The organism is Spirosoma sp. 48-14 (genome assembly GCF_001898575.1).
GTDB lineage: Bacteria > Bacteroidota > Bacteroidia > Cytophagales > Spirosomataceae > Spirosoma.
This window is the reverse complement of the sequence record NZ_MKUD01000027.1, coordinates 75,962-92,168: the sequence shown is the minus strand read 5'-3', so window position 1 is coordinate 92,168 and position 16,207 is coordinate 75,962. Positions and strand designations below refer to the sequence as shown.

General features: G+C 51.6%; 12 protein-coding genes. 7 read left to right on the top strand and 5 right to left on the bottom strand.

Going from position 1 to position 16,207, the window contains the following annotated elements:
- Positions 1-6 precede the first annotated feature (6 nt).
- The 5 genes from BGO59_RS16030 to BGO59_RS16010 form a co-directional block, all read right to left on the bottom strand.
- Entirely contained in the window at positions 7-1,293 is a 1,287-nt protein-coding gene (locus tag BGO59_RS16030; protein WP_293684636.1) for an MFS transporter, read from the bottom strand.
- A gap of 68 nt (positions 1,294-1,361) precedes the next feature.
- Complete coding sequence (locus BGO59_RS16025; RefSeq protein WP_293684635.1) at positions 1,362-2,003, bottom strand: bifunctional 4-hydroxy-2-oxoglutarate aldolase/2-dehydro-3-deoxy-phosphogluconate aldolase; 642 nt, start codon at positions 2,001-2,003, stop codon at positions 1,362-1,364.
- Complete coding sequence (locus tag BGO59_RS16020; RefSeq protein ID WP_293684634.1) at positions 2,000-3,001, bottom strand: 2-dehydro-3-deoxygalactonokinase; 1,002 nt, start codon at positions 2,999-3,001, stop codon at positions 2,000-2,002. The genes BGO59_RS16025 and BGO59_RS16020 overlap by 4 nt, the downstream gene beginning before the upstream one ends.
- A gap of 22 nt (positions 3,002-3,023) precedes the next feature.
- Positions 3,024-4,292, bottom strand: a complete 1,269-nt coding sequence (locus BGO59_RS16015) for a mandelate racemase/muconate lactonizing enzyme family protein (protein ID WP_293684633.1) — start codon at positions 4,290-4,292, stop codon at positions 3,024-3,026.
- A gap of 67 nt (positions 4,293-4,359) precedes the next feature.
- Positions 4,360-5,394 (bottom strand): LacI family DNA-binding transcriptional regulator, encoded by a 1,035-nt coding sequence (locus BGO59_RS16010; RefSeq protein WP_293684632.1) that lies wholly within the window; start codon positions 5,392-5,394, stop codon positions 4,360-4,362.
- A 558-nt stretch (positions 5,395-5,952) separates the two neighbouring features.
- Between BGO59_RS16010 and BGO59_RS16005 the strand changes: the two genes are divergently transcribed.
- From BGO59_RS16005 to BGO59_RS15975, 7 genes are all read left to right on the top strand, one after another.
- Complete coding sequence (locus BGO59_RS16005; protein WP_293684631.1) at positions 5,953-6,663, top strand: ferritin-like domain-containing protein; 711 nt, start codon at positions 5,953-5,955, stop codon at positions 6,661-6,663.
- 269 nt (positions 6,664-6,932) lie between these two features.
- On the top strand, positions 6,933-8,486 hold the full coding sequence (locus BGO59_RS16000) for a glycoside hydrolase family 32 protein (protein WP_293684630.1): 1,554 nt from the start codon (positions 6,933-6,935) through the stop codon (positions 8,484-8,486).
- 178 nt (positions 8,487-8,664) lie between these two features.
- On the top strand, positions 8,665-9,084 hold the full coding sequence (locus BGO59_RS15995; protein WP_293684629.1) for a LytTR family DNA-binding domain-containing protein: 420 nt from the start codon (positions 8,665-8,667) through the stop codon (positions 9,082-9,084).
- 104 nt (positions 9,085-9,188) lie between these two features.
- Complete coding sequence (locus BGO59_RS15990; protein ID WP_293684628.1) at positions 9,189-9,575, top strand: hypothetical protein; 387 nt, start codon at positions 9,189-9,191, stop codon at positions 9,573-9,575.
- A 219-nt stretch (positions 9,576-9,794) separates the two neighbouring features.
- A complete protein-coding gene (locus BGO59_RS15985) occupies positions 9,795-14,210 on the top strand; it encodes a CusA/CzcA family heavy metal efflux RND transporter (protein WP_293684627.1) in 4,416 nt (1,471 codons plus the stop codon).
- Between the two features lie 63 nt (positions 14,211-14,273).
- Positions 14,274-15,494 carry an efflux RND transporter periplasmic adaptor subunit gene (locus BGO59_RS15980; RefSeq protein ID WP_293684626.1) on the top strand — a complete coding sequence of 407 codons (1,221 nt, stop codon included), beginning with the start codon at positions 14,274-14,276 and terminating at the stop codon, positions 15,492-15,494.
- Positions 15,495-15,496: 2 nt separating this feature from the next.
- Positions 15,497-16,198 (top strand): VIT1/CCC1 transporter family protein, encoded by a 702-nt coding sequence (locus tag BGO59_RS15975; protein WP_293684625.1) that lies wholly within the window; start codon positions 15,497-15,499, stop codon positions 16,196-16,198.
- The last annotated feature ends 9 nt before the right edge of the window (positions 16,199-16,207 follow it).

Sequence of the window (16,207 nt, the reverse complement as noted above, 5' to 3'; positions counted from 1 at the left end):
TCCCTACTATACCGTAATCGGTCGGATAGAACGGGTAAGCAGATGGATAATTCCCCAGGCAATCAGGTAGGTAAAACCGCAGATGGTGAACAGCACATTATACCCGCCCGACAGATTTCCTTCGGCCCGGTATCGGTCCAGTAAACTACCTACCAGTATCGGAAAGAAAATGCCCCCTACAGCCCCTGCCATACCGCCAATACCCACCGCTGAACTGACCGCCTGTTTAGGAAATAAATCGGAGCCCAGCGTAAACACGTTGGTGGCCCACGCCTGATGAACCGCTACCGCCAGACTGAGCAGCCCGACCGCCGTCCAGACGTTAGTAGCAAACTGGAGCGAAATCACTGACAACTCAATGACAGCGAACGCCAGCAGTACCGTTTTGCGGGCTTTCAGCGTGGGCCAGCCGCGCCTGACGAGTTGTGATGAAAAGTAACCGCCCCCTATACTACCCAGCGTAGTAGCCAGATAAATAATCATCAGTTCCCAGCTTGGCTTTTTCAGGTCGAGGGCAAACATGGCCGAAAAGTAGGATGGCAACCAGAACAGAAAAAACCAGTAGATCGGATCGATCAGCCCTTTACCAACAATGAGCACCCACGTTTGACGGTACGCAAACAGACTGGCCCAACTAACGGATGCGGTCTGGCTTTCGCCTGATGATTCCTGCCCTGCCAGAATATAGTCCCGCTCGGCGGGTGATAGTCGTTGTTGACGCGCCGGTACGTCGTAAAAAATCCACCAGGCCACGAGCCAGACAAACCCCAGGGCACCCGTAATCCAGAATACATCGGGCCAGCCATACGTCCGCAGAATATAGGGCACCAACAGTACAGCGACAACTACTCCAATACTCGTACCCGCGTTGAAGAGTCCGGTGGCCAGTCCCCGTTCTTTCTTAGGGAACCATTCGGCCACGGTTTTCATACCCGCCGGGTAATTCCCCGCTTCACCGATCCCCAGGCCGATCCGCGCCAGGCCAAAGCCAACAGCACTGCGAGCCAGCGCATGGAGCATACCTGCTGCGCTCCAGATAATAATCATGACCGCATACCCTACTTTAGAGCCCACCTTATCGATAAACCAGCCCGACAGCAGTAGTCCAACGGCATAGGCCGCCGTAAAGGCCATGACGATGCGGGCAAAGTCGGTTTCGGACCAACTAAATTCTTTTTCCAGAATCGGTTTTAACAACCCAATAATCTGCCGGTCAAGGTAATTGATCGTGGTAGCAATAAACACCAGAAAGACAACGAACCAGCGGTAATTTGTCATGCGGGAAGCAGGCATAGGAAGATTGAGTTATATAAAGCAGAAACCCGCGACAATTGGGTAAAAATCGCGAGCTCCCACCCGCGTTACGACACGGTAAACGCCCTTTTTACAGCTACAAAATGGGCTTTCAGACCCGACCAGTCACGTTGTCGGATCAGCGCTTTGTCGATCAGCTGGCTCCCCATGCCTACCCCGTCGGCACCTGCTTTTCGATAGTCGGCCAGGTTGGATACATTGACGCCACCCGTCGGCAGCAACTTCACATCATCCAGGGGCGCTTTTATATCGCGGATATATTCAGGACCCAACATACCTGCCGGATACACCTTGACCATCGAAGCGCCCAGCACCCAGGCCCGTTCAATCTCGGTCGGGGTAAACGCGCCCGGAAAAATGGGGACCTGCTGCTCAACACACCGCTGAACGACCAGCTCATTAAGCGTAGGCGTCACGATGAACTGAGCGCCCGCAGCTAGCGCATTTTCCAGATCGGTCAACGTTCGGACGGTACCAGCCCCGATATTGAGCTGGTCGGGACACTGAGCCTGTGCCGCCTGAATCATTTCCGCAGCGCCCGGTGTGTTCATCGTGATTTCAATGGTTGTCAGGCCACTTTCCACATAGATCGGTAGCATTTCCGCAACGTCTTCGGCGGTCAGATGCCGCACAATGCCCACAATAGGACATTTCGTAAATAAGTCCCACGAAAACAGACGTTGATTCATGAGGCAGTTTCGGCTAAGGTAAGTTGGTGATTCATGATCTTAAGATGGCCCTCAGTAGCCGCATACCGGATGTGATCGGCATCGATCCGGGTTGTATGCTGCCAGAGACCAAGAACGGTGAGGGCTTCTGTATAAAAATCGACCAGGTTATTATCGCAGCAAAGCACCAGCCGCCAATCCGGTTTTTGAAACAAAGTCCGTAGTTCGGCCCCGATCAATAAGCCACTTAGGTAGAGAGCATTCTGCGGCCGGGTGAGTTTACCAAACAGTTGATTCGTTCGAACGGCAAACAGCTCATGCAGCAAAGCCGGTGACTCCGACGCCCGTACACCTTCCTGAAAATTGGCCCGGTACCGAGTTAAACCATTGGCCAAGTCAGCCACATCGGTCGACTCTTTCAGGATGGAATAGCTTGTCAACACACTGAACACTTCCCCTGTCATGAAGGTCTGGAAGTCAACAAGCTGACCATTCTCTATATACATATGCTTGGAATGGGTACCGGGAAAGATCAGCACCGAGCGATTCGCTTCCGTAAGTAAGTCGCTCAGGCCGATCATCTGCGTTTCCTCGCCCCGCATAACATCCTTTGGCCCCCGCACACCCGAAATCAGCAATAAGCGATGGTTGAAACCAGGCCGGGGTGCAAACCAGCGAACACTTACCTGAGATCCATCGAGCGAAAAGGGCAGGTTCGCGTAAGGCAACTCAGCCATCCCAATCGACGACGACGCCATGCCTGATAGCACCACCGGCACATGCTCCAGCGAAATAGCCAGCGAATCGGCCAGGGCGTCGATCTGTGTGTTTAGACATTTACTGAAAAAGGTTTCCCGTTCAATCTCAGTCCGGTCGTGCTCAATTTTCCAGGTATCGAACGTAGCCGCCACCCCTGTCGGCAGCAGTTGCTCGCCCAATACCCGACCACTCCGGGTGTCGACCAGCCGAAGCCGGAACGACGATGTACCCCAGTCGCAACTAAGCAGAAATTCGTTCATAACTCGATTCATCCGATCTTATCTACCAGTTATGAATCGACCCGTCGGGTGCGCGCAAAACCGGATGTGGATACTTGGTCTTTTCTTTTATCTCCGTGATGAAGGTAGCTTTTTTGGGGTCGAAGCGCACACCCAGCCCTGGATTCGGATTCAGGTAGAGCTTACCATTTTTGAAATTCAGATAGTCCTCGTTGAAATAGGCGGGCTTTTCGGGTTCGCCCCCGGCCAGTTCCATCAGGCATCGAACGGGGCTACTGGCCCCCAGCACATGCACCAATGCCGCCGTTGAAAGTGGGCCGGTAAAGTGCGGAATCATGCCCACATAATGCGTTTCGCAAATGGCCGCCAGCTTCTGAAATTCATGAATACCGCCTGTATTGGGCAGGGTAAACCGCGTGTAGTCGATCAGGTGATTTTCAATCAGTTCGTTCGAATCCCAACGGTCGCCAAACTGTTCGCCAACGGCAATGGGCACTTTCAGCATAGGCCGTAATGTTCGGTAAACCCCCGGATTTTCGGAGCGAACAATGTCTTCCACAAAGTAGGGTTCCATCTCCTCCAGCGCCTGACAAATCTTGATGGCTTCCTGAGTGTCGAAACGGGTATGCAGGTCAATGGCCCATTTGCCGCCCCCACCTACTGCGTCGTTGATCCGCCGACTGAATTCAATCGTTTTTTTCGCATTCTCATAGAAATCGAAGGGTTGTTCGCCATTGCCTCCCGTTGGCCCGATGCGATAGGCCCGAAATCCGGCTTCGATACAGTCACGTGCCCGTTCTTCTTCGGTTTTGGCCTTCGATGGTCGGAACCCCGTGGCATAACACTCGACATAGTCGCGGGTGGCCCCACCAAGGAGTTCATACACCGGCACCCCCAACGCTTTGCCTTTTAGGTCCCAGAGGGCCATTTCAATAGCGCCCAGAGCGTGCAGCTTTTCCCGTCCAGGTGGATAAAACATGCCCCGATAGAGGTACTGCCAGAGGTGTTCGATTCGGAAGGGATTTTCTCCAATAATCATTTGAGCACACTGCTCAATGGTGTCTCTGGCACCTCCTTCGCCAATGCCAATCAGCCCTCCGTCGGTTTCGACTTCCACAATACCCCGCGCCTGGTTAAACAACGGTTTGGTATAGTCAGGCGCTGCGTAGTAGCGAATTTTCGTGATCTTAAGCGTTGGCAAAGCGGCCACCGACAGGGAAGTCGGACGGGAAGTGGCACCAACGCTATGTAGCCCGGCCAGGGCCGCTAACGAGCCTGACGCCAGCGATTGTAGAAAACGTCTGCGTTGCATACGACGGATGAGACGGGAATAGAAGAATGTTTTCGCTTAAACGATTAAGTAAAGACGAAAAGGCCCTTTACCTAATCATCCGTTTTCGCGACGACTCCCGCGCCACCAGTTGAGCTTCGATAGTATATTGCTGACTCTCAGACGATTCCCCTTTCAATCGGCTCATTAAGATATCAACAGCTTTTTTGGCTAACACGTCGATAGGCTGTCGCATATAGGAAATGGGGCAGTAATAGAGATCGAATACTTCAGCCTGCCCAAAACTGACGATGGCTACATCTTCAGGAACCCGTAAGTGCCGTTCGTTGAAATATTTAAGCCCGTTCACGGCCAGGCCATAGGTGGAGAATATCAGCGCATCGACGGGCGATTCGGCCGAAACCAGTTCATCGATGGCCGTTCGGATTTCGGTTTCAATAGCCAGAAACGACACCCGCTTCAGCCAGTTGGCTTCGACCTGAATCCCCCGGTCGCGTAGGGCTTCCTGATAGCCGCGAATCCGCTCGCTGACATGAAACATAGCCGACTGATAAGCCATGAATCCGATGCGCCGGTAGCCATTCTCGATGAGGTGGATACCCGCTTCGTACGAAGCCCGCGCATTGTTGGTGACGACAAAGTCGGTATCGAACTGGGGAAAGTGACGATCCAGTAAGACAAACGGTAACCGGATACGTTGCAGATGCTCGACCAGCCGTTCGGAATGTTCGGACGATACAATAATGAACCCATCGACCTGCCGATTGATCAGCACATTCATCAGATCCCAGGCTTTATCGGCATCTTCGTCGGAACTCCCAATAATCACGGTGTACCCATGCCGCCGGGATTCGTCCTCGACCTCACGAGCAATGTTGGCAAAAAATGGATTGGAAATATCGGCAATAATCAGCCCGATGGTAAATGTCTGCCCCTTCCGGAGGCTTTTGGCCAACAAGTTTGGCTGATAGTTCAGTTCTTTGGCAATGGCCCGAATCTTCGCGGCAATCTCCTGCCCTACCCGGCCCTCTTTTTCCTTGCCACTCAACACATACGAGACCAGTGCGGTAGATACACCGACCATACGGGCAATATCACTAAGCGAGACTTTGTCGGATCGCATACCCCATAAATACCGTCAAAGATAGACGCCTTACCCGACTAACTGCAACAATGCTTTCGTTTTGTACTCCTATCATCCAGGAATAGCCAGGCCTGATGGGAATTATTCATGTCCCCACCAAGCCTGTTGACGTACCACAAAGAGCCGACGCTTTACTGGACGGACGGGTTTCGTGATCAATTTTTTAAATAGCCGTTTCATTGTGTTGTTGTTTATCTGTTCGTTTGACCAGCTTCGGCCGTTGAGCAGCCCGATCTGATGCTACAAAATTGAGTTTCGGCGGGGAATGTCCCATGCTGAACCCAGACGGAATGATAAAACAGCAAAGTGAACTAGCGATAATCCGGTTTCAATCGTAGACGGGTGAGCTACGCAAAGCACAGCACCCCGCAAATAATGTAGATTATTTCATGTGTAAATAATCTACTTATTCTGTAGAAAAACAGAAACACTAATACTATTGAGAAAACAGGTAACCTACAGAGTCTCAGTAGTTGGCCCGAAATTGGTAATTCAGGATAGTGTTTTAACAAGTACTAATCACAAAACATAAGAATCATGGCAACATTTGGAGAACGCATCGCTAACTTTTTTGGAGGAACAGACACCGAAACACAGGAAGGTCTGAAAAGCCTGTTCATCACTGAGCTTCAGGATATCTATTACGCTGAAAAGCAGGCTGTCAATGCCCTCGGCGAACAGGCTGATGCCTCTACCACGGATGAGGTTCGGAACGCGTTTCTGCAACATCAGCAGGAAACCCGTAATCAGGTAGCCCGGCTGGAACAAGTATTCAGCAGCATAGGTATCGATACTGACGAAGGTACCTGCGACGCGATCGACGGTCTGGTCGATGATGCGCAACGTGTAGTATCTAATACGGATTCCGGTTCATTAACCCGCGATGCCGGACTGATCATTGCCGGGCAAAAAATCGAGCATCACGAAATTGCATCGTATGGCTCAGCCGTAACGCTGGCCCAGGTATTAGGCTATCACGAAGCGGCTCGTCTGCTCCAGCAAACGCTGGACGAAGAGAAAAATGCGGACAAGAAACTGACCACGCTGGCCGAATCGTTCGTCAACAACCGGGCTGCCGGTGAATCGAACGATCACACCTCTGATTGGAATTCGTCCAGCAACTATTCGGATCGGGACAGCACCAACGATAGCATTGTGAACCCAGATGGCACCCGTTATGCTGACTCCAACCGTGGCATGACAGGGCTATCGAACGAATCGACGTCTGGCAGCGTCATTGGGTATTAATTCCATTCCGTGTATTCATTTCAGGTTGGTTGGCATAGTTCGGTTTGCCAGCCAACCTGATTTTTTATACGGTCCAGGTTAGCATCAGGTGCCAGGCTCGACTCATTAGCCTACCATTGGAGAAGCAGAAATAGCTCCCTGCACTACAGGCAGGTATCGGTCAATAGATGGCAGTTGGTATTGGATGAAAGCGATGCCGCTTATCTTTGCTCTATTTCGAACCCTGAACCGCCGATCCGATGACTCTGAACTTATGTAGACGAACTTTTTTGTTTTCACATATCTACACCTATTGCAAGCATCCTAAGAAACTAGTTCTAGCTGTTCTATTTCTCGTTTCAGGCTATCAGCTCTTTGGTCAGGCTACCACCCATACGGAACCTTACCGGCCTCAATACCACTTCACGCCCAAAGCCCACTGGATGAACGACCCCAATGGGATGGTTTACCTGAACGGCACCTATCACCTGTTTTTTCAGTATTACCCCAACGACACCAAATGGGGTCCGATGCACTGGGGCCATGCCACTAGCAAGGACATGGTACACTGGCAGGAACAACCGATTGCTTTATACCCGGATAAACTAGGCTATATTTTTTCGGGCAGTGCCGTAGTCGATGTCCATAATACCAGTGGGTTCGGCAAAAAAGGGCAGACGCCACTGGTCGCCATTTTTACGCACCACAATCCCGAGCAGGAAAAGAAAAAGTCGGATAAGTTCCAGTATCAGAGTATCGCCTACAGCCTCGACGAGGGCAAAACCTGGACGAAATACGCTGGCAATCCAGTACTTCAGAATCCGGGTATTGTCGATTTCAGAGACCCAAAAGTGCGTTGGTACGAGCCGCAGAAAAAGTGGATCATGACCCTGGCAACGAAAGATCGGGTTACGTTTTACGGGTCGCCCGATCTAAAAAAATGGTCGAAGGAAAGTGAATTTGGCAGTAATCTGGGCGCGCATGGGGGTGTTTGGGAATGCCCGGACCTGCTCTCGCTGGAGCATAATGGCAAAAAAGTCTGGGTACTGCTGGTCAGTATTAACCCCGGTGGGCCAAACGGTGGCTCGGCGACCCAGTATTTTGTAGGCGATTTCGATGGCAAAACCTTTAAACCGTATTCAACCAAAACCAAATGGATGGATTATGGGACCGATAATTATGCAGGGGTCACCTTCTCCAACACGGGCAATCGCACGATTTTGATGGGGTGGATGAGTAATTGGCAGTATGCACAGGTGGTACCCACATCGGCCTGGCGCAGCGCAACTACAGTACCTCGTTTACTCCAGCTAACAGACGTTAACAACGAATTATATCTCACGTCAACGCCCGTCAACGAACTGGATGCGCTGAACGGGCAGAGCTTTACCGAGAAAAACCGATCCGTTACAGGAACGTATGATCTGACCAGTAAAGTAACGAATGCGTCAGATCTATTCCGATTGAGCCTGACCACGCAAACAGCCAACGACTTTTCCATTGTACTGGCAAATGAGCAGGGCAACGAACTGGAAATCGGCTATGACAAATCGGCTAACGTATACTACATCGATAGAAGCCGATCGGGTAAAATCGATTTTGAAAAAGGCTTCGGCAAACGGCATACCGCCCCCCGGCTGTCGATCAATAAAACCCTGTCGCTTACTTTACTAGCCGATGCCGCTTCGGTCGAATTATTCGCTGACGGTGGATTGACCGTAATGACTGATGTATTTTTCCCGGACAAGCCAATGAATAAGTTGACCATCAAATCGGCTACGGGCATTACCATTCCTACGCTAACGTACACCCAACTGAAATCTTCCATAAATACCGGACATTGAGCCTGTCGCTCTTTCGTAAGCCCCCAAAGCCGTCTCAAGTACTCCCGCCAAAAATTTTCAAAAAAAGGAGATCATACCGTTACATCCCGATTTTTTTTCGTCTCTATACTATCCACGAATCGGCCCGTCTACCCAATAGCCGGGCCATTCAGTATTTTCGAAAATTCATTAACGGTCTATGCAGTTACTTGATTCAGACAGTCTACCCACTCAAACGCTAACCAGACATTTCCTGCAAAGCTCCTGCGTTAGTCGGACAAATCAGATTCGGCTGCCTGGCCTTGATAGATCGGTCGCCCACAGCTCAATTATCCGTCTGATGGGGTTTGGCAATTACACCTGGGTTCATCTAGCCGAAGCGTCTAAGCCTATTCTGATTACACAGACCCTGAAATGGTTTGAGAATCAGCTTCCCGACTTTATACGGGTTCATAAATCAGAGATGATTAACCCCCTGTTTGTTCAAACCCTCAGAAACCCGAACCATGTAACGCTTGAAGTCTGCTTAACCAATGGCTATACAGCCCGTATTTCCCGCAGACGCATCCAGATGGTGACCCAAAAGCTAGGCCTAGCCAATCGATCGGTTAATCCCTAACCAGAAACCAGCCTGGATTATTTCTAAATAAGCATGCGCGTTTGGGGTCCTTAAACTTTCTGGCCAACTTTACGTTAAGGGGTTAAACGAGTAAGGTAGGATTCATGAAGTCGGTGGTCGCATTTTTGCTGGCATTGCTGATAACGGGAAGTAGTTTGCTTCCCGGTTTTGGCATTGATCAGACCAGCCGACTCCTTGATCTGGCTCAACATTACCGCGAGCATCGGCAGCAACAGCCAACGCTGAGCTTTCTGGATTTTATGGAAATGCACTACGGTGCCAACTCCGAGCATCAGAAACATCCCAACCACAGCCACCATAACCTCCCAGCGGTAGGTCATGCCGCTCCGGTATTCTCTCCCAATCTTTTTTTATCGTTTGTCTTTGCTTCGCTGGCGATTCTTATCCTGGCCCGGACGGCTTGCTTCCGGTACGCTAACCTCTACTCGTTTCTCAGCGTTTCGTCGCTAATTAACCCACCCCGACACTAAGCCTGCGTACAGACGGGGCGCAGTGTGCCCAAACGGGTCGATTCTGTTTTATATTCCCCCATGTTTCTGATTCTTCTTACGCTTTCGATCGATCGACAGGATTGATTCGGATCGATTATTCAGGCACGTATTTCCGGGCAATCGCTTCCATGACTATTGGGTCAGGAGCCATTATGATTTCCCAACTGTTTATAGCTGGCTTATGATCCTTGAGTAGCAATGCTGAATGCGATTATTCATTTCTCAATTCATAATAAATTAATCATTGGCCTGTTTACTCTGGCCCTGATCATTTGGGGAGGCTGGTCGGCCACCCAACTCCCTATCGATGCCGTACCTGATATTACGAACAACCAGGTGCAGATTATCACCAGCAGCCCATCGCTGGCGGCTGAAGATATTGAACGACTGGTTACCTTTCCGGTCGAAGTGGGGCTGTCGAACATTCCGAACCTGATCGAAATCCGGTCATTTTCCCGTTTCGGTCTGTCGATTGTTACCGTTGTTTTTACAGATGCGACGGATATATACTGGGCTCGCCAGCAGATTGCCGAACGGCTTATCGCTGTCAACACCCAAATTCCACCGGGAGTAGGTACCCCCACGCTGGCACCTGTTACCACAGGGTTGGGCGAAATTTTCCAGTATACCGTCGTTCCGAAAAAAGGCTATGAAAACCGCTACACCCTCAGCGATCTGCGCACTATTCAGGACTGGATTATCCGTCGTGGACTGCTCGGAACGCCCGGTGTCGCTGATGTCAGTGGCTTTGGCGGGCTGTTAAAACAGTACGAAATCGCCGTAGACCCAGACCGGCTTCGCAGCTACGGCATCACCATCAATGATCTGTTTACGGCCCTACAGCAGAACAACCAAAACACGGGTGGCGCATACATCGACCAGAAACCCAACGCGTATTTTATCCGCGCCAATGGACTAATCGGATCGACGGACGATATCGGCAACATCATGGTCAAACTGAATGCGCAGGGTTTACCCATTCGAGTACGTGATGTGGCTCAGATCGGTACGGGTTCGGCTGTGCGTTACGGTGCTGTTACGCGGAATGGTCAGGGCGAAACGGTCGGTGCCATTGTCATGATGATCAAAGGCGGGAATTCGTCAGAAGTAATTAAGGAAGTAAAAGCCAAGATCGCTGAGATTCAGAAAACCTTGCCGGAAGGAGTACAGATTATACCCTTCCTCGATCGGACCAAGATGGTTAACAGCGCCATCAGTACCGTTGAACGAAACTTACTGGAAGGAGCGATCATCGTCATTATTGTGCTGGTGTTGCTGCTGGGCAACTGGCGGGCGGGCGTCGTGGTGGCTTCCGTTATTCCGCTGGCCCTGCTATTTGCTATTTCGATGATGAATCTGTTTGGCGTATCGGGTAACCTGATGAGCCTGGGCGCTATCGACTTCGGGCTTATTGTGGACGGTGCCGTCATCATCGTAGAAGCCACCCTGCATCATATTATTATGCGGAATAAAGATCAGGTACTTACGCAGGAACAGATGGATGACGAGGTATTTGGCTCAGCCAGTCGGATTCGGTCGTCGGCTGCCTTTGGCGAAATCATCATTCTGATCGTGTACCTGCCCATTCTGGCCCTTTCCGGCATCGAAGGTAAGATGTTCCGACCTATGGCATTAACGGTTGCCTTTGCTATTCTGGGTGCGTTTATCCTCTCGCTAACCTACGTACCAATGGTCTCGGCATTACTACTGAGTAAGAATGTCGTTCACAAAGAATCGTTTTCCGATAAGCTGATGAAACGGCTACATCATTTCTATGAGCCAATTCTGCTGTGGGCGCTTCGGCATCGGATACCTGTTCTGGGAGCAGCCATCGCCATGCTGGTCGTGGCCGGGTTTCTGTTTACACGCATGGGCGGTGAATTCATTCCGCAGCTCGACGAAGGTGATTTCGCGGTCGATACACGTACACTCACTGGTAGCTCACTGTCGGAAACGGTCGATGCCACCCTGAAAGCCGAGCGGATTTTGTTAAAGCAGTTTCCCGAAGTCGAACAGGTAGTCGCCAAAATTGGATCAGGCGAAATACCCACCGACCCAATGGCCATCGAAGCCGCCGATCAGATGATTATTCTGAAACCCAAAGATCAATGGACTTCGGCCACTACCCGCGACGAACTGGCGAATAAAATGGCCGAAGCGCTCTCGGTGATTCCCGGGGTTACGTTCGGTTTCCAGCAACCCGTTCAAATGCGCTTTAATGAGCTGATGACCGGAGCACGGCAGGACGTAGCACTGAAAATTTATGGCGACGATCTACAGCAACTCGAACGACTCGCCGGTCAGGTAGGGCGAATTATCCGCACCATCAGCGGAGCTAAAGACCTGTATGTGGAGCAAGTGGCTGGACTGGCCCAAATCCAGATTCAGCTCGACCGATCAAAACTAGCCCGGTTTGGCCTCAACGTAGCCGACGTGAACCGGACTATCAACACCGCTTTTGCCGGACAATCGGCCGGGCAGGTGTTTGAAGGCGAAAAACGATTCGATCTGGTGGTCAGGCTGGCCGCCGACAAACGCCAGCATATCGAAGATGTCCAGAATTTATACATCGCAACGCCCCCCGGCCCGAATGGTATGACGCAGCAAATTCCTCTTTCCCAACTAGCTCAGGTTAGTATGCAGCAGGCCCCCAACCAGATTCAGCGCGACAACACGCACCGCCGGATTACGCTGGGTTTCAACGTTCGTGGACGCGATGTAGAAAGTATCGTGACGGAATTGCAGCAGAAAGTAAGTCGGCAGATCAAGCTTCCACCAGGCTATTCGGTCACTTATGGTGGCCAGTTCGAGAATCTGGTCGATGCCAAGCGTCGACTTGGTATTGCGGTTCCGGTAGCCCTGGCACTCATTTTCGCCCTTCTGTTCTTTACCTTCCACTCGATTCGGCAAAGTCTGCTGATTTTTATGGCTATCCCACTGGCCGCTATTGGGGGCATTTTCGCGTTACTGATTCGGGATATGCCGTTTAGCATTTCGGCAGGTGTCGGCTTCATTGCCCTTTTCGGGGTATCGGTCTTGAACGGTATTGTGCTTATCGCTGAGTTTAACCGACTTCGCCACGATGAAGGTCTGACCGATTTAGCCGAAATTATCCGGCGAGGCACCGAAGTTCGATTACGTCCGGTTATTATGACGGCTTTAGTCGCTTCGTTTGGGTTTATCCCGATGGCGCTGTCCAATTCGGCGGGGGCCGAAGTCCAAAAGCCGCTGGCTACCGTCGTGATCGGTGGCCTGTTGACCGCCACTCTACTAACGCTCCTCATTATTCCCATTCTGTATTCGATTCTGGAGAAAAAATCCATTGACCGAGAGATGAAGGCAACCCCAAAAGGAACTACATCCATTCCAGCGACAGTAATCCTGGGTTTTCTGCTGATGGCTGGGCTTTGCAGGCCACAAACAACCAATGCTCAGGTTCCGCAGATGGTAACGCTGGAACAGGCCATTCAGCAAGCTACAACTCGCAATGCGCAGGTGCAGCTTGCTGAGTTGGGCGTGAATCAACAGCAGGCGCTCCGACGAACGGCCTATGATCCGGGTCGGTTATCGGCGGTGCTAATGCTGGGACAATACAACAGCCGCCGGTTCGACAATAACCTGACCCTTACACAAACCATTCCGAACCCAACCCTGATGCAACGACTGGCAAAGTTGAATGACCAGGCGGTATCGGGAAGGCAGGCAACGGCTCAGGTAACCCGCAACGACGTGGTGTATCAGGTAAAACAAACGTACTACGATCTGCTCTATCTGGCGCAGCGCAACCGTCTCTTTCAGCAACAGGACACCTTGCTGACGGCCTTCGTCAAGGCAGCTACCGTTCGGTTGCGCGTAGGTGAAACCAACACCCTGGAAAAAGCAACGGCCGAAAGCCAACTGGCCGACCAGCGGGTTCGGCTGGCTCAGAACCAGGCAGCCCAGATCGACGCCCAAACGCGGTTACAGACGCTGCTGCTCCGTCAGGACCCCGCTACCCTCCCCGATCAGCCGTTGCCCAAACTGACACTCACCTTACCGACGGATAGTTCGTTGCTGGCCCAAAACCCATTGCTCCGCCAGTTGCAGCAGCAAATCCAGATTGCCGAACAGAGCCGACTGGTTGAGCAAGCCCGCCTAAAACCTGACTTTCTGATTGGTTTTTTCTCGCAGACTCTGACGGGCAACCAGCTTATCAATGGGCAGGAGTTGTATTTTGGGCCGGGGTATCGGTTTCAGGGCGGCCAGGTTGGCATGACCTTTCCGCTGATTGGTGGCGCCGGACGGGCACGGGTCGAAGCAGCTCGCGTTGGTGAGCAGTTAGCCCAAAAGGAGCTACAGGCCCAACAGACTGCACTTCAGCAGCAGGTGGCGAAAGCTGTGGCCCAATACAACCAGTACCGCGATGCGCTGACCTATTACGAACAAACGGGTCTGGCCCAGGCGCAGGTCATTCAGAGTCAGGCGCAACGGGCGTTCAGCGGGGGCGACATTGGCTATGTCGAGTATTCGCTGGCTCTCCAGCAAGCCCTTACCATCCGGCTGAATTACCTCGATTTGCTCTATCAGTACGACCAGTCGGTGCTGTATCTGGGCTATCTGGCGGGTACGCCTTAAAGGTACTCTTTACAACCTGATCACTCCAATCATCCATTTGCCATTTCACGATATACGTTTCGCATGAATACGCAACACAATCTTTTCTCCCATACAATTTCACTCACCCTGTTCCTGGCCGGAGCGAGTCTGGCGTTCAGTTGCCAGTCTGGTTCAGCGGATACCAATCAAGCTCAGGAAACCAAAACGGATTCGACACAGGCAGAAACCACAGGTCCGGTTCAGGTAACGCTCACGCAGGCACAATACCAAATGGCCGAACTTCAGTTGGGCCAGCCAGAATCCAGACCCATGCAAACAATGTTGAAGGTGACGGGCATGCTGGAAGTCCCCGCTCAGAACGAAGTATCGGTATCGGTGCCCGTTGGCGGATACATTCGAAAAATACAGCTGGAACCGGGTATGCAAATTCGGAAAGGGCAGCCCCTGGTGATCCTCGAAAACCCTGAATATGTACAACTTCAGCAGGATTATCTGGACACGAAGGCCAAACTGGGTTATGCCGATGTCGAATATGCCCGGCAGCAGGAACTAAGCCGCGACAACGTAGCTGCTCTGAAAGTTTTCCAGCAAACCAAAGCTAATCGCCAGAGCCTGCAAGCCCAACTGGCGGGTCTGGGGCAACGACTAAGTATGCTGCACATCAACCCGGTTACCCTCACGCCCGAGCAACTGACTCGTAGCATAACGATCCCGTCGCCAGTCTCGGGTTTCGTGACCAATGTACCCGTCAATAATGGTCGTTTCGTGAACCCGGCCGATGTCATTGTGCAACTGACCGACATTAGTCACATGCACCTTCAGCTAAGTGTTTTCGAAAAAGATCTGAGTCAGATTCATATCGGGCAGGCCGTCCGCTTTGCCTTGGGGGGCGATACGAGTGCTCAGGTGAGTTCGTTTCCACACAGGGGTTCTATTTTTCTGATCGGCAAGTCCATTGCCGCCGACCGAACAGTTCCGGTGCTGGTACACCCGGAAGGTAGGTCCAGTGATTTTATCCCTGGCAGTTATGCAGCCGCCCAGGTATCAGTCCGGGCACAGCAACTGACTACCGTACCCGAATCGGCGGTAGTCAATTTTGGGGGTAAATCGTATGTGTACGCCCTTGAGCAGCAGTCGAAGGAGAGTTATGTATTCCGGCAGATCGAGGTAAAAACGGGTATTCACGAACGGGGTTACGTAGCCGTGACCCTCCCTGCCGACCTTGACCCGCAAAAAACACCGTTAGCCGTAAAAGGAGCTTATAACCTACTGGCGAAACTTAACAATAGCGAAGAAGAATAATCATGGCCGACTTACATCTTCATCATCGGGAGGAGCACCTGCAAAGCTCCGATTTCATTTCCGACATCGTCATTGGTATGTCGGATGGCCTTACGGTTCCCTTCGCGCTGGCGGCTGGTCTGAGCGGGGCCGTCGCCGATTCATCGCTGGTCATTACAGCCGGTATAGCCGAAATTGTAGCCGGTTCCATTGCGATGGGGCTGGGAGGTTATCTGGCCGGTCGCACGGAAGCCGATCATTATACATCCGAACGTCGCCGTGAAGCCCTGGAAGTAGAAACCGTTCCCGAACGCGAAAAAGCAGAAGTGCGTGAGGTATTTGCCGATATGGGAATTAGCCCATCTTTGCAAGCCATCATTGCCGACGAACTGGCGAAAGACAAAACCAAATGGATCGACTTCATGATGAAGTACGAACTCGGCCTTGACAAACCCGATCCCAACCGGGCAACTAAAAGTGCGTTGACCATTGGTTTGGCTTATGTTGCTGGTGGCCTGATTCCCCTAACACCCTATTTTTTTATCAATCCACCCAAACTCGCTCTCCTTTATTCCTGTTTATCAACGCTGATCTGCCTGTTTATTTTCGGGTATTTCAAGAGCAGCGTAACCGGGCAACCACCCATCACCGGCGCGTTCAAAGTAACACTGATTGGTGCTTTAGCAGCAGCCGCGGCCTTTGGTGTTGCCCATTTTTTCAGTTGATCTAATCTT

Excerpts from the sequence above, each read along its gene's own strand:
- BGO59_RS16030 (WP_293684636.1), bottom strand. The coding sequence starts at position 1,293 with ATGCCTGCTTCCCGCATGACAAATTACCGCTGGTTCGTTGTCTTTCTG.
- BGO59_RS16025 (WP_293684635.1), bottom strand. The coding sequence starts at position 2,003 with ATGAATCAACGTCTGTTTTCGTGGGACTTATTTACGAAATGTCCTATT.
- BGO59_RS16020 (WP_293684634.1), bottom strand. The coding sequence starts at position 3,001 with ATGAACGAATTTCTGCTTAGTTGCGACTGGGGTACATCGTCGTTCCGG.
- BGO59_RS16015 (WP_293684633.1), bottom strand. The coding sequence starts at position 4,292 with ATGCAACGCAGACGTTTTCTACAATCGCTGGCGTCAGGCTCGTTAGCG.
- BGO59_RS16010 (WP_293684632.1), bottom strand. The coding sequence starts at position 5,394 with ATGCGATCCGACAAAGTCTCGCTTAGTGATATTGCCCGTATGGTCGGT.
- BGO59_RS16005 (WP_293684631.1), top strand. The coding sequence starts at position 5,953 with ATGGCAACATTTGGAGAACGCATCGCTAACTTTTTTGGAGGAACAGAC.
- BGO59_RS15995 (WP_293684629.1), top strand. The coding sequence starts at position 8,665 with ATGCAGTTACTTGATTCAGACAGTCTACCCACTCAAACGCTAACCAGA.
- BGO59_RS15990 (WP_293684628.1), top strand. The coding sequence starts at position 9,189 with ATGAAGTCGGTGGTCGCATTTTTGCTGGCATTGCTGATAACGGGAAGT.
- BGO59_RS15985 (WP_293684627.1), top strand. The coding sequence starts at position 9,795 with ATGCTGAATGCGATTATTCATTTCTCAATTCATAATAAATTAATCATT.
- BGO59_RS15980 (WP_293684626.1), top strand. The coding sequence starts at position 14,274 with ATGAATACGCAACACAATCTTTTCTCCCATACAATTTCACTCACCCTG.
- BGO59_RS15975 (WP_293684625.1), top strand. The coding sequence starts at position 15,497 with ATGGCCGACTTACATCTTCATCATCGGGAGGAGCACCTGCAAAGCTCC.